Consider the following 16,696-nt stretch of genomic DNA (forward strand, 5'->3'; position numbering starts at 1 on the left):
GTTGGGTAGGGATATCCGAACCGCCATCGTACGGCCGCAGCGATCCGGAGCGGTGTACCGCCGCGCGGACGACGGGCCGCGCTCCTGCCGGAATCGGGCGGGAGCGCCCCCCTTGGCGGAGGTTCAGTGCACGGCTGCGGTATCGCCGGTGCCGGCGGTGCTTGCCGCCGTCACGCCGGGGCCGATGCCGGAACCCACGAACTGCACGAGCTTTGCGTGCAGCGCGGCCCGGTTGGCTTCGTCGTGGAAGCCGTGCATCTCGTTGGGCTTGTACGGCCATTCGTGCGCGATATTCCGTTTCGCCAGCGCCTGGTGCAGGCTGAGGCCCTGGACGGGCGGCACGCGCCTGTCCTCGCCGCCGACCACCAGCATCACGCGCGCCTTGAGCCTGTCGAGCTGGTTGATCGGCGAATGGCTGGCCAGCACGCTCATGTCGTCGCCCAGCTGGCGCTTGAGGTAAGCCTCGCCGAAGCTCGATTGCGGGATATCGCCGCGGCGGTACATCAGGGGCAGGTCGTGGACGCCCACGTAGCCGACTGCGCACTTGTAAAGGCCCGGCTCCTTCACCGCGCCCTCGAGTGCCGCATAGCCGCCGTGGCTGCCGCCGTGGCTGCCGCCGTAGATGCAGATCCGTTGCGGGCCGGCGATGCCATGGGCGATCGCCCAGCGGGTCGCGTCGGTGACGTCGTCCTGCATCTTGCCGCCCAACTCCTTCCAGCCGGCGCGTTCGTAGTCGTAGCCATAGCCGCCGGAACCGCGGTAGTTCACCTGCAGCACGGCCGCGGTGTCGGAGCGGGTCGGAGGCGGCCGGCCGCCTCCGATCGAGCGTGGTGTTGTCGGCTAGGACCGCTCGTCCAGCAGTGCTGTCAGCTGGTCGAGTTGCGCACGGTAGCGGTCGAGCACCCTGGCGGTGAGCGTGGCGTAGTGGTTGGCCTCGTTCCATCGACGCGACTCGAGTGCCTCGCGCACGCCGGGCACGGTCTTGACGTCATAGCCGGTGAGCATGCCGGGGGCGTAGATCATGTGCTTGAACCACGCACGGCCGGGCAGGCCGGACGGATCAGTGAGGCGCTGCTCCATGCTGCCGATCAAGCGGTCCAGTTGCTGCCGCTGTGCGGCGGCCAGGTCGAAGCCGGCGGCGGCACGCTTGTCGTAGGCGGCCTGGTAGGCCTTGGCGCTTTGCGCGAGCTGTTTCGCCGCCCGGTCGAGTGGGGCAAGGTCGATCGCCGGCATGTCGGAGTCGCGCGCGGGCGGGGCGACCGGCCGGGTCGGGTCGGCATCGAGCGCGAACGCATGGCCGTCCAGCAACTTGTGTTGCTGTTCGGTGGCCTTGCGGGTGCTGTCCACCAGCTTGTGCAGTTCGCCGACGTAGCGGTCGAGCGTGCGGCTGAAGTCGCCGAAGCGCAGCGGCAGCACGTTGGCGTTGGCCGTGCGCAGCACGACATGGCCGGCGACCTTGGCCAGCGCCACGCCGTATTCGAAGCTCGGGTCGCCGAAGCGCACGTAATGGTCGAACGAGTCGTAGCGCGAGTGGTAGATGCCGCCATTGTCGTCCTCGCCGCCGAAGCCGAGATCCAGCGAGGCGATGCCGAGGTGTTCCAGGAACGCGCTGTAGTCGGAGCCCGAGCCGAGCGCCCCGATCGGCAGGTCGCCGCCGGCCGCGGCCAGCTCGGCGATCGTCTTGACCTCCGGCTTGGCGTTCTTGTTGCTGCCGGCCACCAGCATGTGCGCGCGCAGGCGTTCGCGCACGCTGACATGGGTTTCCGGGTCGGCCACGCCGGAGGCCACCTGGTTGACCAGGTGCTGCAGCGAGTGGCTGCCGCCGGCGCCGAGGAAGCCGCGGCCGTTGGTGTCGGAATTGACGTACAGCACGGCCTTCTGCTGCAGCTCGGCGGCGTGCGTCTCGGCCCATTCGGTGGAACCGAGCAGGCCCGGTTCCTCGCCGTCCCAGCTGGCGTAGACCAGGGTGCGCTGCGGCCGCCAGCCCTGCTTGAGCAGGCCGCCGATGGCCTTGGCCTCGGCCATCAGCGCGATGTTGCCGGCCAGCGGGTCCCAGGCACCGAACACCCAGCCGTCATGGTGGTTGCCGCGCACGATCCACTGGTCCGGTTCGGTCGAGCCCTTGATCGTGGCGATCACGTCGTAGACCGGTTGCTGGCCCCAGTCCGATTGCACGGTCAGGTGCACGTTCGCCGTGCTCGGGCCGACGTGGTAGGTCAGCGGCAGTGCGCCGCGCCAGCCGGCCGGCGCCACCGGGCCGGTCAATGCCTGCAGCAGCGGGGTGGCGTCGGCATAGGAGATCGGCAGCACCGGGATCTTCAGCAGGGTCGTCGCGTCCTTCAGCGACAGGCGCTTGGCGCCCGCGGTGGAACCCGTGCCGGGGGTCAGCGGATCGCCGGGATAGACCTGCATGTCGGCCACCGAACCGCGCTGCACGCCCTGCGCCGGACGCCAGCCGCCTTGCGGATAGACGTCGCCCTTGGCGTAGCCGTCGTCGTGCGGGTCGGAATAGATCAGGCAGCCGACCGCGCCGTGTTCCTGTGCCAGCTTCGGTTTCAGGCCGCGCCAGCCGCCGCCGTAGCGGGTGAGCACGATCTTGCCGCGCACGTCGATGCCGCGCCGTGCCAGCTCCTTGTAGTCGTCCGGCATGCCGTAGTTGGCGTAGACCAGCGGTGCGCTGACGTCGCCGTCGGCGCCGTAGACGTTGTAGGGCGGCAGGGTGCCGGCGAGGCTGGAGGTGGCATCGCCGGCGATGGCCGGCTCCTTCAGCACGGCGGTGTAGGGCTTCGGCCCCAGCAGTTCCAGCGCCACCTTTTTCGGCGTGGGGTAGAGCACGTTGAAGGTCTCGATATGCGCGTCCCAGCCCCATTCGCGAAACTTCGCCAGCATGAATTCGGCATTCGCCCGGTCGTGCGGCGAGCCCACCTGGTTGGGCTGCGACGACATCTGCTTGAGCCAGCTGCGCAGTTCGGCGGGATCGAGCTGGGCGTCGAAGCGCCGTTCGAGGTCCTGTTGGGCGGTCGCTGCGGCGGTGCTGAAGCCGAACATGGGGCCGTCATCGGCGTGGCCGGGTGCGTTCGCGGCGGCGACGGCGAAGGTCGCCAGCAGGCAGGTCAGGGTCAGCACGGGCCGTATCGCGTATCGGGTCATCTGGGTCATTCCCCTTTGGGTGTGGTGGCGGATTCGGCCGGCTGCGCCGGCTGAGGCGGATCGGCAAGATCGGACGGCCGGGCCGCATCCCTGTCCCGGATGGTGACGTCCTGGGCGAAGAGCTGGCGCGCATCCGCGTCCGTGCAGGTCAGCTTGTACTTGCCGGGGCGCAGGTAGAGCACGCTGCGGGGTTCGATCAGCCCGTTGCTGATGCGGTCGCTGGTGACGGCGTTCAACGGGACCGGGTCGAGTACCAGGCGATCGGCGGGAATCGCGTCGCTGCCCTCGTCGGCATAACGCGCTTCGACCATGCACGGATAGGTGTGTTTGCATCGTTCGCCACCGACGAAGTACGGCTTGCGGCTGCCACCGAGATCGAGCCAGGTGGGACGGCCGCGGTTGAGCTGCTGTGGCGGGAAGAACACGCTGACGTCATAGCCGGGACGCAGCGACCATGGCCGGCCCTTCTTGTCCACGAACACGATCGGTGCCCTGGGCTGCAGTTTCCCCATCACCGAAGCGTAGTCGGGGTGGTCGTCGCTGGCCGACGGATGGGGATACAGCACGGTCTGCTCCACCGTGAGCGGGTCGATGCCGCTGAGCTTGTGCAGGTGCTGAGCCATGGTGGAGCCGCCCAGGTAGGCGCCCGATTCCTGGATGTGTGCGTAGCCGGCGTTGACCACCAGTCGCGCCTTCGGATCGTTCTTGAATACCTGGCGGTAGATGTTGCGGGCCTGCTCGGCTTCGCGGGCATCGCCGCTGGCATCGGAGAGCGCTTCGTAGGCGACCACCTTGAAGCCCAGTTTCAGGGCGGTGCGCACCATCTCGGCGTAGATCGGTTCCTCGGTATAGAAACCGCTGTCAGGGACCGGGTAGCCGCGCGCCTGCAGTCCGGTATCGGTCTGGTATAGCGTCTCGGCGGCGAAGTAGTCGAAACCTTCCGCGCGCAGCTTGCCCAGCAGTTGCACGGTCAGCGTGCGGGTGAGCGGTACGTTGTGCGCTTCGTTGAAGAACACAGCACGGTAGTGCCTGGCCAGCTCGGGAATCGCTTCCAGCGCCGGCCGGGCGCGGTAGTCGGGGTTGTCCAGCGGCGAGGCCCGGTCGTCCGGCAGCGCCGGCTGCTTGATCGAGAAGCTGGCTGCGGCGTCCGGATAGTCGCCGATGAAGCTCTGGTACCAGCTCAGGTACTGGCCGAAAATGATGTGAAAGGCGGGATCCGGGTTGGTGGCGTATGGATAGCGCATCACCTGGTATTGGGCCAGCAGGCTCTTGTGCTTGTTGGCCTCGCGCATGATCTGCTCGGACTGCTGCGATGCGGCGACCTGTTCCGCCTGCCATTGCGAGGCCGACTGGGAGGCCGACTGCGCATGGCCCGGCGAGCCGGGCAGGAACAGTCCAAGCGCAAGGCCGAGCACGGGGAAAGGGGTACGGTTTGGCATCGGGTTCTCCTGATACGGTGTTCGGGAGGTCGTCTGCCTGTTTTACGGCACGCGCAGGCTGTCGCGTGGCAGCACGCCGGGACGTGTGCAGTTGGGCCAGCCTGGGTGGGCATGGCTGCGTCGAGCATGCAGCATGAACCGTGGCGGTGCCCCGTGCCAAGCGGCACAGGGCCATCGCCGCGATTCGGGAGCACAATCCGGGAACCCTTGCTCACTTGAGGAGTACGACCATGCGTCCCACTGTCCTTGCTGTGTTGCTTGCCGTCGCCCTTCCTGCCGTGGCCCTGGCCCAGGCTGCGAATCCGCACGAAGCGGCGATTTCCGCCGCGGTACAGAAAGCGCTCAATGATCCGGCCCGCCACGCCGATCGTTCCGATGACGCCCGCCGCAAGATCGGCGCGGTGATGATGTTCGCCGAAGTGAAGCCGGGCCAGAAAGTGCTGGAGCTGGTGCCGGGAAGCGGCTACTGGACGCGCGTGTTCAGCGCCATCGTCGGTCCGCAGGGACACGTCTACACGGTCTGGCCGGGCGAGATGGCGAAGTACTCCGACAAGAGCCTGGCGCAATGGCAGAAGCTGGCCGCCACGCCGCATTACGCCAACGTCAGCCTGTTGCAGCAGCCGGCGGCGCTGTTGAGCGTGTCGGAGCCGGTCGACCTGGTGTTCACCGCGCAGAACTACCACGACTACCATGACCCGTTCATGGGCCCGGTGGACATGGCAGGCTTCGACAAGCGGGTCTACGACGCGCTCAAGCCGGGCGGCCTGTTCGTGGTGATCGACCACGCGGCCCCGGCCGGCTCCGGCCTCGCCGACACCGATACCTTGCACCGCATCGATCCGGCCGTGGTGAAGCAGGAAGTGGAAGCGGCCGGTTTCGTGTTCGACGGCGAGAGCGACGCGCTGCGCAACCCGGCCGATGCACACGACCTCAAGGTGTTCGACAAGTCGATACGCGGCCACACCGACCAGTTCATCTACCGCTTCCGCAAGCCGGCGAAATAATCGCCCGCATCCTGGCGGGCCGCGCGCATGCGTCGTGCGGCCCGCTTGAGCTGCGACGGCGGTTGGCGGCACCATCGGCTTATCCATGCAGCCAGACCCGCGTCCGGCTCACGATGCCGAGGAATGCCGTGAATCCCGTTGACCCCGCCGCCTTGTCCGCGCCTGATGCGGACGACCCGCCGCCGGTGCGACCGGCCGAGCCGGATGCCGCCGACTGCTGCGGCGAGGGTTGCGTGCGTTGCGTGTATGACGTCTACGAGGAAGCGCTTGAGCGTTACGAGGCCGCGCTGGCCGCGTGGCGCGCCCGTCATCCCTGAGTTGCGTCCGCCGAGGAGGAACCATGAGGATCGCCGTGACCCGTGAAGTCAGTTCCGCCCCCGGTGGCTGCTCGACGCCGGTTTCCAGATGACAGCCGTCGACGTGGCGGATGCGGGAAGGAGCCGGGCGACGCGCCCCCGCTATCGTCTCGCCGGCCCGCAGGACGCGGTCGCGATCGGTGTGTTGGCGCGTCGGGTGACGCGGCGCTGGATTCTGCCGGAGCAGCCAGCGAGTGCGGCACCGCCGCTGTTGCTGGGCATGAGCGCACGGGTGATCCGCAGGAAGATCCAGGCCGGCCAGCGCTTCCACCTGGCGTGGTGCGACGACGGGCGCCTGGTCGGGGTGGCGGCCATGCGCGAGGATTCCCACCTGTTCCAGTTCTTCGTCACGACCCGCATGCACGGTCACGGTATCGCACGCCGGCTGTGGCAGCGCGTCATGCGCGATGCCGTGCGCCGCGCCGGTACGCGCCGCTTCACCCTGAATGCCTCGGCGATGGCGGTACCGGTGTACCTGCACTTCGGCTTTGTGCCCAGCGGGCCGTTGACGGTCAGCAGTACCGGCCTGGTCGTTCAGCCGATGCGCCTCGATCTGCCATGATGAAAACCGCGAAGGGATGCCTGGCAGGATCCCTGCACTACAACGATCGACGGGGGGATGGGCACATGGGCGGGAGCGATGAAACCACGGTCACGGGCAAGGTGATCCGCTTCGCCCACCTGCGCTGGCTGGTGCGGATCATCCGGCACCCTTCGGCGATCCTGCTGCTGGTGCAGCTGATCGGCCTGCTGCTGTATCCGTTCATCGAACACACGCGCCCGGCGCGGGCGTTGTTCGGCGCGTTCGGTGTGCTGGTGCTGGGCCTGGCGATCTCGATGGTGCGGCGTACGCGCGGGCGTGCCTGGATCAGCGCCTGCATCGCGCTGCCGGCCGTGCTGTTCAACGTGCTCGATCTGACCATGGACATGCCGGAGCTACGGCCGTGGTGGGCAGCGCTGGAGGCGATCTTCTATTTCTACGCGGCGGGGTGCCTGATCAGCTACATGCTGGCCGACCGCCGCGCCACCACCGACGAACTGTTTGCCGCTGGCGCCACGTTCACCCTGCTGGTGTGGGCGTTTACCTATGTATTCGTGCTGTGCCAGACCTTGCAGCCAGGCTGCTTCTCCGCCGCGGTCAACCCGCATGAGGCGCGCAGCTGGACCGAGCTGCTGTTCCTCAGCTTCGCGCTGCTGTCCAGCACCGGCATCGGCGACGTCATTCCGATCACCGTGCACGCGCGCGCGGTGGCCAGCCTGGAGATGTTCGTGGGGGTGATGTACGTCGCGCTGGTGGTGTCGCGGTTGATCGGGCTGACCCTGCTGCGTCGCGGCGAGTAACCGGGGGGACGCTTACATGCTTTTCGGCACCGGAAAGCTGCGCCGGAGATCCTGCTGGCAACGAGCGATCAGCGACGGCGCAAAGATACCGGGCCAGCTTTGGCTGAGGTCCGGGTTGTCGGCGAGCCGTTCGTGCTCGATCAGCAGCTGGGCCATCGCCAGCAGGTCGGCCACGGACAGGGCCTTGCCCAACGGCGATGCCGCCGGCGTCGCCGGGATCCGGCATTCCGTCATCGCATCGAGCACGCGCTGGGGCAGCTCCCAGTGCTGCGCAACCTGCAGCGAAAGCCGCGCGGCGAGTGCGGAACAACTGGCGAGAAAGCCGGATGATGGCGGTTCGGCATCGCCGGTGAGCTTCAGCCGGTTCAGCAGGCGTACCACGGCGCCACTGCCGGTATGGCAGACGATCCCGGCCAGATAGGCCTCGAACGCATCGCAGCCGTTGTTCCTGCCGAGCCAGGCGCAGGCGTGGGCGCAACGTTCGGCGTGATGCCACAGGCGTTCGCCGGCGGCGTGGCCGAGCGCGCCCGTATTGGCTTGCAGGATGGGTTTCATCACGTGCTGGGTAAGGACCCGGCGCAGGCCGTCCTGGCCCAGCAGCACCACCGCCTGCTGCAGGCTGGTGATCGGCTGCGCCGCGCGGTAGTGCACGCTGCCGGTGACCCGCATGATCTCGCCGACCATCAGGGGATCGCGGCCGATCAGCCGGGCCAGCTCGCCGCCGCCGGCGTTGTCGTTCTTCAGGGCGCGCAGCAATTGCGGCAACACCGTCGGCAGGCGGGGCAGGCTGCGCATGTCGAAGCGGGTGCTGAGCAGTTCCAGCCGCTTGAGCGTGGCGAGCTCGAACGCGCTGAGTTCGTCGGCGTCGCTGCCGGGAACACCGAGCACGAAGCGATGGAACCGATCCTCGATTTCCGCCGGCGACAATGGCGGTTGAACGACGGACGCCATCGGTGGGGCACGCACGGATGTCAGGGCGGTTGGCTGCGCGCGGTTCGCTGACACCGTTGGCTTCCGGCTGCGAAAAATGCGCCGCCACATATTCCCCATATTCCGTGCCCCTCGTCCCGGCGCGCCGGCTCCCGGGCGACCCGTCTCGAAATATCGGCGCCGGGAGGGGAAAGTTTAGCGAAGGAGGGGAGGCGGCCGGTTCCTGTCTGCCGGTGCTGCCGGCCGCATCGCCGGGCAACCGGCCGTGATCCGGGACTGCCTCCGTGCCGTGGTGCGTAAGGAGCTGGGCCTACTTGTTTTTTTTCTTTTCCTGCTTGGCGGCCTTCTTTTCCTTCATGGTCTTGGCCGGCTTCTTCTTCTCGTTCTTCTTCGAGTCCATACCCTTGCTCATGCTGTTCTCCGCGGTGTGGTGGGATGGTTGTGACGCACAGGCAAGTCTAAGCCGTTCCGCCGGCCATGGGGCAAGGCGACCGGCAGCTTAGAGCCTGTTCATCATCTCCAAGTACCCCGCGTTGGGAGCTGTTTGCGCGCAGGCCAAGGAAGAACGAAGGAGTGGACGTCCGTCCACGACCGAGTGATGACGCCGGCATGCGGGCAAACAGACCCGGCCCTTCGGGTTGCCATCGAGTGGCCGCCATGCGGTAGCGCGCGGCTTGACCTGGCGGCCAGTCAGGCGCTGCGCCACGCACTACCACCTGACGGCCACTCGATGACAACGCGGGGTACTTGGAAATGATGAACAGGCTCTTAGGTCAGATGCGTTCGTGTGGGGCGAGATAGCGCCATTGTCCCGGCGGCAGTTTCGCCAGCGGGATGCGACCCACGCGCAGGCATTTCATCGCCAGTACCTTCAGGCCGACCGCGTTGCACATCGGCTCGATCTGGCTCGGCTGCAAGACCTTGAACGCGAAGCGCAGGCGCTGCTCGCTCTGCCAGCTGACCTTGATCGGCGGCATCGCGTAGTTGTTGAAGCGCAGGCCGTGGTTGAGCAGGGCCAGTCCGTTCGGGATCAATGCGCCGCTGACCTCGACCACGAACTCCTGCTCGATCCGGTCGATGTCCTCGGTGAGCTTGCGGGTGACGCGCCAGTCCTGGGTGAAGATCAGCAGGCCGCTGGCCTGGGTCGGCAGCGCCAACGGCGCGGTGAGCCGCTGCATGTGCCGCCGCAACGGGCGCACGCCGGAGCCGTCGTCGGGCCAGCGCGTCTGCGGAGTGACCAGCGCGCTGGCCGGGTTCGGACCGTTGCCGGCGTCGTAGCCGGCCGGCTTGTGCAACACCAGGGTGGCCGGTTCGGCGGGCGCCAGTCTGGCCTGCGGGTCGAGTTCGACGTGCTGCGCATCGACCATGAACTGCGGCTCCTCCACCACGATGCCGTCCACCCGCACCCAGCCGCCCTCGATGTATTGCTCGGCCTCGCGCCGCGAGCACTGGGCCAGCGCGACGACGCGTTTGGCGAGGCGGACGGGTTCGGTCATCGGGATGCCGTGGGACAAGGGTGGGCCATTGTAGGCGCAGGTGCCGGTGGCAATCCGCGCGGCAGCCCCCACATCGTGGCGATCCACTTGGCGAGAGCCCGACATGATCCCGTTTTCCATCCTCGACCTGGCGCCGGTCACCGAAGGCAGCGATGCCGGCCAGGCGTTCCGCAACACGCTGGACCTGGCCCGGCAGGCCGAGCGGCTGGGCTACCGGCGCTACTGGCTGGCCGAACACCACAACATGCCCGGCATCGCCAGCGCGGCGACCGCGGTGCTGATCGGCCACGTGGCCGGCGGCACCTCGACCATCCGCGTCGGCGCCGGCGGCATCATGCTGCCGAACCACGCGCCGCTGCAGGTGGCCGAGGCGTTCGGCACGCTGGCCTCGTTGTACCCGGGGCGGATCGACCTGGGACTGGGCCGCGCGCCCGGCACCGACCAGCCCACCGCGAAGGCGTTGCGCCGCTACTTCGACAGCGCCGACGCGTTCCCGCATGACGTGCTGGAACTGCTCGGCTACTTCGAGCCGGCCAAGCCCGGCCAGCCAGTGCGCGCCGTACCGGGCGCCGGCATCGAGGTGCCGGTGTGGCTGCTCGGCTCCAGCCTGTTCAGCGCGCAGCTGTCGGCGCAGCTTGGTCTGCCGTTCGCGTTCGCCTCGCACTTCGCGCCGGACGCGATGGACGAGGCGCTGGCGCTGTACCGGCGCGATTTCCGCCCGTCGGCGCGGCTGCAGCAGCCGTACGCGATGCTCGGCCTGAACGTGGTTGCGGCCGACAGCGATGCCGAGGCGCGGCGCCTGTTCACCACCCAGCAGCAGAGTTTCATCAACCTGCGCCGCGGCCGGCCCGGGCTGATTCCGCCGCCGATCGACGACATCGAGTCGTACTGGACGCCGCCGGAGAAGCTGATGGTGGAGCGTGCGCTGGCCTGCGCCGTGGTCGGCGCTGCCGGCACGGTGAAGGACGGCATAGCGGCATTCATCGCCCGGCATCGGCCGGACGAGCTGCTGATCACCGCCAACGTATTCGAGCACGCCGCGCGGCGGCATTCGTTCGAGATCGCGGCAGCGGTGCGCGATCGGCTGTCGGCTGCGAACTAGACGCCACCGCCGCGAAAGCCCGGGCAAGGCCGCCGATCGGCCATAATGGGCGTCATCTCACGAAACCCTTAAGTCCCCCCACGCATGAAAACCCCCAAGGGCCTGCAGGACCTGATCGACGAAGGCGTGATCGATCAGGTGCTGCGACCGCTGAAGAGCGGCAAGGAAGCGTCCGTCTACATCGTGCGTTCGGGCGAGGATGTCCGCTGCGCCAAGGTCTACAAGGACATGGCGCAACGCAGCTTCCAGGCGCGCGTGCAATACCAGGAAGGCCGCAAGGTGCGCGGCAGCCGGCAGGCGCGCGCGATGGGCAAGGCCACCAAGTTCGGCCGCAAGGAGGCCGAGGCCGCCTGGAAGAACGCCGAGGTCGACGCGCTATACCAGCTCACCGCCGCCGGCGTGCGCGTGCCGAAACCCTACGGCTACTTCAACGGCGTGCTGGTGATGGAGCTGGTCACCGATGCGGACGGCCATTCGGCGCCGCGGCTGGGCGAGGTGGAACTGTCGGCGGATACGGCGCGCGACTACCACCGCTTCCTGATGCAGCAGGTCGCACGCATGCTGTGCGTGGGCCTGATCCACGGCGACCTGTCCGAATACAACGTGCTGGTGGGGCCGCACGGCCCGGTGATCATCGACCTGCCGCAGGTGGTCAGCGCCTCCGGCAACAACGCGGCGCGCACCATGCTGCGCCGCGACGTGGGCAACATCACGATCAGCCTGTCGCGCTTCGCACCGGAGCTGCTGGACACCCATTACGGCGAGGAGATGTGGGCGCTGTACGAACTGGGCGAACTGCACCCGGACAGCGAACTCACCGGCCAGTTCGAGTTCGACGAAAGCATCGCCGACGTCGACAGCGTGATGCAGTCGATCATCGACGCGCGGGAAGAGGCGATCATCCGCCAACAAGGGCGCGAGGCGGCGGCGCAGGAAGATTGAAGTCTGACGAGGAAGCGTAGGGCGGGCAGTGCCCGCCGTACGGAACCTCAGGGCGCGCTGACGTCGATCAGCTCCACGTCGAACACCAGCGAGGCGTTCGGCGGGATGTCGCCGCCGGCGCCGCGGGCGCCGTAGCCGAGGGCGGCGGGAATCAGCAGGGTGCGCTTGCCGCCCACGCGCATGCCGGCCACGCCCTGGTCCCAGCCGTCGATCACGCTGCCGGCACCGAGCGTGAAGTTGAACGGCGCGCCGTGATCGCGCGAACTGTCGAACTTGGCGCCGTGCTTGTCCTTCGCGTTTTCGTCGTAGAGCCAGCCGGTGTAGTGCACCAGCACGTCCATGCCGGCCTTCGCCTCGGCACCGGTGCCGATCTTCTGGTCGATCACGGTGAGCTTGTCCACCTGTCCGCTGGCGTGCGCCGGCGGAGGCGTGCTGCAGGCGGCGAGGGCGAAGACGGCGAACAGGGGCAGCAACCAGCGCATGAGGTGACTCCGTGGGGTGATGTGGCCGAATCGGCGATTATCGGGCAAACCGGGTGCGGCGTCGTGCGCCATGCGCCGGCAAGGTTCACGCGCGCGGGCCGGCCGCCTCGCGATGCTCGCTGCGCGCGGCCTGCCAGACCTCGCGCGCCGCGTCGGCGTTCATCAGCATGATGCCTGCGCCGACGACCATGTCGGGCCACGCGGCATGCGTCATCGCGGTGGCGGCGCCGGCGATGATGATGGCGATGTTCGCGAGTACGTCGTTGCGCGCCGACAGGAAGGCGGCGCGGGTCAGGCTGCCGCTGTGGTGACGGAACCGCACGAGCAGCATCGCGCAGCTGAAGTTGACGAGCATCGCGCCAAGGCCGGTGGCCGTCAGCGGCAGCGGCGCCGGCGGTGCAGGCAGTTGGAACTTGCTCCACAACGCCCATAGCGTGGCGAGCGCGGGCACCAGCAGAATGGCGGCCAGCCCCATGCCGACGCGCGCCCGGGCTTTCAGGCTCCAGCCGAGCGCGATCAGGATGAGCAGGTTGACCGAGGCGTCTTCCAGGAAATCGACGCTGTCGGCAAACAGCGAGACCGAGCCGATCGCCAGCGCCACCGCGAACTCGGCGCCGAAATAACCCAGGTTGAGCAGTGCCACGATGCCCACGACACGGCGCAGCGATCTGTCCGCGGCGTTCGCCGACATGATCGTTCAGCCCACGGTTTCGGCGGGCGCCATGCGCCGCAGCGGATCGACGGCGACCGCGTCGGCGTCGTTCATCAGCTGCAGTTGGCCGTCCTGGATCAGCGCCTGCAGGCGCATGCCACGCTGCAGCAGCGCGACCAGTTCGGCCACGGTGCGGGCAGGGATGTCGAGCACGGTGAGGTTCTTGTTGCGGCTGAGTGCCGTGCCGGCCTTGTTCCACCAGATCTCCGCGGCGTTGCCGCCGTAGCTGATCACCACCACCTGGCGCGAGCGGCCGCAGGCCTTGCGGATGCGCGTCTCGTCGGGCTGGCCGACTTCGATCCACAGTTCGATCTCGTCGGTGTACGCCTTGCGCCACAGCGCCGGCTCGTCCTCGTCGCTGATGCCCTTGCCGAACTCCAGCCGGTCTTCTGCGTACAGCGCGAACGCGAGCAGGCGCACCATCAGCCGTTCCTCGGTCTCGGACGGATGCCGCGCCAGGGTCAGCGCGTGGGTGGCGTAGTAATGCCGGTCCATGTCGCTGACCTGCAGTTCGACCTTGTAGATGGTGGAGTTGAGTGCCATGGGCGTGCCTTGAGACAACAAGCCGACCATTCTACGCGCAGGTGCCGCGCCGCTGCCCTGGCTGAAGGCGAGCGGCTGTGCCGGACGCCTTACACTGGCTGTGCCATGAACCGATCCGCTTCAGCGTTCAGCCGCGATCCGCGTGCCAGCACCGTGCACCTGCCGCCGGGTGTCTGGGCCACCGTGCTCGATGGGCTGTGCGCGCAGTTCGGCGCGATCGATCGCATGCAATGGCTGGACCGCATCGCGCGCGGGCGCGTGCTGGACGGGCAGGGCGCCGCGATCACGCCGCAGACGCCGTATCGCCCCGGCATGCGCATCCACTATTACCGCGAGGTGGCGGGCGAGCGGCCGATCCCGTTCGTCGAAACCGTGCTGCATGCGGACGCGCACCTGGTGGTGGCGGACAAGCCGCACTTCCTGCCGGTGACCCCGGCCGGCGGCTTCGTCGAGCAGACCCTGCTGCGTCGGCTGATGCACCGGCTGGGCAATCCCGACCTGGTGCCGTTGCACCGGATCGATCGCGCCACCGCCGGGCTGGTGCTGTTCTCGGCGAACCCGGCCAGCCGCGCGGCCTACCAGGCACTGTTCCGCGAGCGGCGGATCGACAAGCGCTACGAGGCGCTGGCGCCGCCGTTGCCATCGCTGGTGTTCCCGCTGTCGAGGCGTTCGCGCATCGTGGCGGGCGAACCGTTCTTCCGCATGCGCGAAGTCGACGGCGAGCCGAACAGCGAGACGCGGATCGAGCTGATCGGGCGCGGCGAGGGTACGTGGCGCTATGCGTTGTTCCCGGTCAGCGGCCGCAAGCATCAGCTGCGCGTGCACATGGCCGCGCTGGGCGCGCCGATCGCGGGCGACACGCTGTATCCGGCGTTGGCCGAAAAATCCGCCGACGATTACCGGCACCCCTTGAAGCTGCTGGCGCGCAGCCTGGCCTTCGTCGATCCGTTGTCCGGCGAGCGGCGGCATTTCGAGAGCCGGCTGGCGCTGTGACATGACGGCGCCGTTCGGCCGGAGGGATAACCCTCAGCGGCCATTCCACGCTATCTTCCACCGCAGCATCCATCCGGGGGAGAGCCATTCGTGAGTGCAAAACCTTTGTCCAGCGCCACGCCGCGCACCGAGTTGACCGTACGCGGCCTGATCATCGGCATCGTGATCACCCTGGTGTTCACCGCGGCGAACGTGTTCTTCGGCCTGAAGGCCGGCCTGACCTTCGCCACCTCGATCCCGGCGGCGGTGATCTCGATGGCGATCCTGCGCGGGTTCAAGGACTCCACGATGCAGGAGAACAACATCGTGCAGACGGTCGCCTCGTCGGCCGGCACGCTGTCGGCGATCATCTTCGTGTTGCCCGGCCTGGTGATGATCGGCTGGTGGACCGGCTTTCCGTTCTGGGTGACGTTCGGCATCTGCGCCACCGGCGGCATCCTCGGCGTGATGTACACGATCCCGCTGCGCCGCGCGCTGGTGACCGATTCCGACCTGCCGTACCCGGAAGGCGTGGCCTGTGCCGAGGTGCTGAAAGTGGGCGGCGGCGACGACGCGGTCGCGGCGTCGGCCGAGAGCAGCAAGTCGGGCCTGTTCGCCGTCGCCGCCGGCACCATCGTCTCGGCGGTGTTCGCGGTGGTGGTCGCCACCAAGGTATTCGCCGGCAGCGTGGCGCAGTATTTCCACGTCGGCGACCGCGGCGGGGCCAGCGGTTATGACTTCAGCCTGTCGTTCGCGCTGCTGGCGGTGGGCCACCTGGTCGGCCTGTGGGTCGGCCTGGCGATGCTGCTCGGCGCGCTGATCGCCTGGGGCTGGGCGGTGCCGCACTACACGATGCTGGCGGCAGCCACCGGCGCCGCCGCGGACGTGGCGCAGGCGGCCTGGGGCACCAAGGTGCGCTTCATCGGCGCCGGCACGATCGGCGTGGCGGCGATCTGGACGCTGGCCAAGCTGGTCAAGCCGGTGATCAGCGGGCTTTCCTCGGCGATGGCGTCGTCGCGGGCGCGCAAGGCCGGGCAGGGCGACACGCTGCCGCGCACCGAGCACGACATGCCGATCGGCATCGTCGGCCTGATCAGCCTGCTCTGCCTGTTGCCGATCGGCTGGCTGCTGGGCGATTTCAGCGTCGTCACCGGGCTGGGTTCGCACCTGTGGCTGCTGGTGACCGGCGGCCTGATCTTCGTGGTGATCATGGGCTTCCTGGTTTCGGCGGTGTGCGGCTACATGGCTGGCCTGATCGGTTCGTCCAACAGTCCGCTGTCCGGCGTGGGCATCCTGGTGGTGATCATCGCCGCGTTGCTGCTGCTGGTGGCGGGCGTGAAGTCGGAGCTGTCCGGCGATGCCGGCAAGGGACTGGTGGCGTTCGCGCTGTTCGCCACCTCGGTGGTGTTCGCGGTGGCGACCATCGCCAACAACAACCTGCAGGACCTGAAGACCGGCCAGCTGGTCGACGCCACGCCGTGGAAGCAGCAGGTGGCGCTGGTGGTCGGCGTGCTGGTAGGCGCGGCGGTGATCCCGCCGGTGCTGGACCTGCTGAACGAGGCGTACGGCTTCGCCGGCATGCCCGGGGTCGATCCGGCGCGTGCACTGGCCGCGCCGCAGGCGGGGCTGATCTCGGCGCTGGCGCAGGGCGTGATCCAGGGCAACATCGACTGGAGCCTGATCATTCTGGGCGGCGCGATCGGCGTGGCGCTGATCGCGCTGGACGCCGTCCTTGGCCGTACCACCAAAGCGGCCGCGCTGCCGCCGCTGGCGGTGGGCCTGGGCATCTACCTGCCGACCTCGACCACGCTGATGATCGTGGTCGGCGCCGTCGTCGGCTGGTATTTCGACAAGCGCGCCGAGCGCGGCGCGAAACCCGAGGCGACCAAGCAGCTCGGCGTGCTGCTGGCCTCCGGCATGATCGTGGGCGAAAGCATCATCGGCGTGATCATCGCGGCGATCGTGGTGTTCTCCGGCAAGGGCGCGCCGCTGGCGCTGGTCGGCGATGGCTTCGGCACGGCGGCGATCTGGATCGGCGGCATCGCCTTCGTCGCGGTCAATGTGGCGCTGTACCGCTGGGTGGCCCGGCTGGGACGGACATCGGCCGCGGCGTGAGCCGGGTGAGTTGCGCAGGTTTTGCCGGGCGGGAAACCGCCCGCATGCGGATTTTACATTCACTGGCGCAGCATCCCCGGCACGGTCGGGCGCGTCGCCCGGCCACCACGAC

The 16,696-nt window shown here is 68.3% G+C and carries 16 protein-coding genes; 8 read left to right on the forward strand and 8 right to left on the reverse strand.

The features are described 5' to 3' along the window. Nucleotides 1-123: 123 nt before the first annotated feature. The 3 genes from KK131_RS12560 to KK131_RS12570 all read right to left on the reverse strand — a co-directional run bounded on the left by KK131_RS12560 (nucleotide 124) and on the right by KK131_RS12570 (nucleotide 4,589). Nucleotides 124-777: a prolyl oligopeptidase family serine peptidase gene (locus KK131_RS12560; RefSeq protein ID WP_345777250.1), complete on the reverse strand. Its 654-nt coding sequence runs from the start codon at nucleotides 775-777 to the stop codon at nucleotides 124-126. Between the two features lie 63 nt (nucleotides 778-840). Further along, on the reverse strand, nucleotides 841-3,150 hold the full coding sequence (locus tag KK131_RS12565) for a transferrin receptor-like dimerization domain-containing protein (protein ID WP_214557063.1): 2,310 nt from the start codon (nucleotides 3,148-3,150) through the stop codon (nucleotides 841-843). A gap of 5 nt (nucleotides 3,151-3,155) precedes the next feature. Continuing rightward, a complete protein-coding gene (locus KK131_RS12570; protein WP_214557064.1) occupies nucleotides 3,156-4,589 on the reverse strand; it encodes a hypothetical protein in 1,434 nt (477 codons plus the stop codon). 230 nt (nucleotides 4,590-4,819) lie between these two features. On the opposite strand from KK131_RS12570, the gene KK131_RS12575 reads away from it, so the two are divergent. From KK131_RS12575 to KK131_RS12590, 4 genes are all read left to right on the forward strand, one after another. After that, the gene (locus KK131_RS12575; RefSeq protein ID WP_214557065.1) at nucleotides 4,820-5,593 is read left to right on the forward strand and encodes a methyltransferase; all 774 of its coding nucleotides are present in this window, start codon (nucleotides 4,820-4,822) and stop codon (nucleotides 5,591-5,593) included. A gap of 128 nt (nucleotides 5,594-5,721) precedes the next feature. Next, a complete protein-coding gene (locus tag KK131_RS12580) occupies nucleotides 5,722-5,910 on the forward strand; it encodes an oxidoreductase-like domain-containing protein (protein ID WP_345777251.1) in 189 nt (62 codons plus the stop codon). An 88-nt stretch (nucleotides 5,911-5,998) separates the two neighbouring features. Then, complete coding sequence (locus KK131_RS12585) at nucleotides 5,999-6,511, forward strand: GNAT family N-acetyltransferase (protein ID WP_214557067.1); 513 nt, start codon at nucleotides 5,999-6,001, stop codon at nucleotides 6,509-6,511. A gap of 65 nt (nucleotides 6,512-6,576) precedes the next feature. Next, nucleotides 6,577-7,290, forward strand: coding sequence for an ion channel (locus tag KK131_RS12590; RefSeq protein WP_214557068.1), 714 nt, complete (start codon nucleotides 6,577-6,579; stop codon nucleotides 7,288-7,290). Nucleotides 7,291-7,302: 12 nt separating this feature from the next. Here KK131_RS12590 and KK131_RS12595 read toward each other — a convergent pair whose 3' ends face one another. Together KK131_RS12595 and KK131_RS12600 are read right to left on the reverse strand one after the other, a co-directional pair. Further along, nucleotides 7,303-8,241 (reverse strand): HDOD domain-containing protein, encoded by a 939-nt coding sequence (locus KK131_RS12595; RefSeq protein WP_250887247.1) that lies wholly within the window; start codon nucleotides 8,239-8,241, stop codon nucleotides 7,303-7,305. A 752-nt stretch (nucleotides 8,242-8,993) separates the two neighbouring features. Next, nucleotides 8,994-9,716 carry an rRNA pseudouridine synthase gene (locus KK131_RS12600; protein WP_214557070.1) on the reverse strand — a complete coding sequence of 241 codons (723 nt, stop codon included), beginning with the start codon at nucleotides 9,714-9,716 and terminating at the stop codon, nucleotides 8,994-8,996. Between the two features lie 103 nt (nucleotides 9,717-9,819). Between KK131_RS12600 and KK131_RS12605 the strand changes: the two genes are divergently transcribed. Further along, nucleotides 9,820-10,818 carry an LLM class flavin-dependent oxidoreductase gene (locus KK131_RS12605; RefSeq protein WP_214557071.1) on the forward strand — a complete coding sequence of 333 codons (999 nt, stop codon included), beginning with the start codon at nucleotides 9,820-9,822 and terminating at the stop codon, nucleotides 10,816-10,818. Nucleotides 10,819-10,902: 84 nt separating this feature from the next. Continuing rightward, on the forward strand, nucleotides 10,903-11,760 hold the full coding sequence (locus KK131_RS12610; protein WP_214557072.1) for a PA4780 family RIO1-like protein kinase: 858 nt from the start codon (nucleotides 10,903-10,905) through the stop codon (nucleotides 11,758-11,760). A gap of 47 nt (nucleotides 11,761-11,807) precedes the next feature. Here the strand turns inward: KK131_RS12610 and KK131_RS12615 are convergent, their stop codons facing one another. From KK131_RS12615 to KK131_RS12625, 3 genes are all read right to left on the reverse strand, one after another. Further along, nucleotides 11,808-12,242, reverse strand: a complete 435-nt coding sequence (locus KK131_RS12615) for an FKBP-type peptidyl-prolyl cis-trans isomerase (protein ID WP_214557073.1) — start codon at nucleotides 12,240-12,242, stop codon at nucleotides 11,808-11,810. A gap of 85 nt (nucleotides 12,243-12,327) precedes the next feature. Beyond that, nucleotides 12,328-12,933, reverse strand: a complete 606-nt coding sequence (locus KK131_RS12620) for a cation transporter (protein ID WP_214557074.1) — start codon at nucleotides 12,931-12,933, stop codon at nucleotides 12,328-12,330. Between the two features lie 6 nt (nucleotides 12,934-12,939). Continuing rightward, entirely contained in the window at nucleotides 12,940-13,497 is a 558-nt protein-coding gene (locus KK131_RS12625; RefSeq protein ID WP_214557075.1) for a YaeQ family protein, read from the reverse strand. 105 nt (nucleotides 13,498-13,602) lie between these two features. On the opposite strand from KK131_RS12625, the gene KK131_RS12630 reads away from it, so the two are divergent. Both KK131_RS12630 and KK131_RS12635 read left to right on the forward strand, forming a co-directional pair. Continuing rightward, on the forward strand, nucleotides 13,603-14,490 hold the full coding sequence (locus KK131_RS12630) for an RluA family pseudouridine synthase (protein ID WP_214557076.1): 888 nt from the start codon (nucleotides 13,603-13,605) through the stop codon (nucleotides 14,488-14,490). A 90-nt stretch (nucleotides 14,491-14,580) separates the two neighbouring features. After that, entirely contained in the window at nucleotides 14,581-16,584 is a 2,004-nt protein-coding gene (locus tag KK131_RS12635) for an oligopeptide transporter, OPT family (protein WP_214557077.1), read from the forward strand. The last annotated feature ends 112 nt before the right edge of the window (nucleotides 16,585-16,696 follow it).

The organism is Rhodanobacter sp. LX-99, from assembly GCF_018599185.1.
Classification (GTDB): Bacteria; Pseudomonadota; Gammaproteobacteria; order Xanthomonadales; family Rhodanobacteraceae; genus Rhodanobacter.

What these genes read in the sequence shown, in the direction of transcription:
- KK131_RS12565 (WP_214557063.1), bottom strand. Translation starts at nt 3,150, where the DNA reads ATGACCCGATACGCGATACGGCCCGTGCTGACCCTGACCTGCCTGCTG.
- KK131_RS12570 (WP_214557064.1), bottom strand. Translation starts at nt 4,589, where the DNA reads ATGCCAAACCGTACCCCTTTCCCCGTGCTCGGCCTTGCGCTTGGACTG.
- KK131_RS12575 (WP_214557065.1), top strand. Translation starts at nt 4,820, where the DNA reads ATGCGTCCCACTGTCCTTGCTGTGTTGCTTGCCGTCGCCCTTCCTGCC.
- KK131_RS12585 (WP_214557067.1), top strand. Translation starts at nt 5,999, where the DNA reads ATGACAGCCGTCGACGTGGCGGATGCGGGAAGGAGCCGGGCGACGCGC.
- KK131_RS12590 (WP_214557068.1), top strand. Translation starts at nt 6,577, where the DNA reads ATGGGCGGGAGCGATGAAACCACGGTCACGGGCAAGGTGATCCGCTTC.
- KK131_RS12595 (WP_250887247.1), bottom strand. Translation starts at nt 8,241, where the DNA reads ATGGCGTCCGTCGTTCAACCGCCATTGTCGCCGGCGGAAATCGAGGAT.
- KK131_RS12600 (WP_214557070.1), bottom strand. Translation starts at nt 9,716, where the DNA reads ATGACCGAACCCGTCCGCCTCGCCAAACGCGTCGTCGCGCTGGCCCAG.
- KK131_RS12605 (WP_214557071.1), top strand. Translation starts at nt 9,820, where the DNA reads ATGATCCCGTTTTCCATCCTCGACCTGGCGCCGGTCACCGAAGGCAGC.
- KK131_RS12610 (WP_214557072.1), top strand. Translation starts at nt 10,903, where the DNA reads ATGAAAACCCCCAAGGGCCTGCAGGACCTGATCGACGAAGGCGTGATC.
- KK131_RS12615 (WP_214557073.1), bottom strand. Translation starts at nt 12,242, where the DNA reads ATGCGCTGGTTGCTGCCCCTGTTCGCCGTCTTCGCCCTCGCCGCCTGC.
- KK131_RS12620 (WP_214557074.1), bottom strand. Translation starts at nt 12,933, where the DNA reads ATGTCGGCGAACGCCGCGGACAGATCGCTGCGCCGTGTCGTGGGCATC.
- KK131_RS12625 (WP_214557075.1), bottom strand. Translation starts at nt 13,497, where the DNA reads ATGGCACTCAACTCCACCATCTACAAGGTCGAACTGCAGGTCAGCGAC.
- KK131_RS12630 (WP_214557076.1), top strand. Translation starts at nt 13,603, where the DNA reads ATGAACCGATCCGCTTCAGCGTTCAGCCGCGATCCGCGTGCCAGCACC.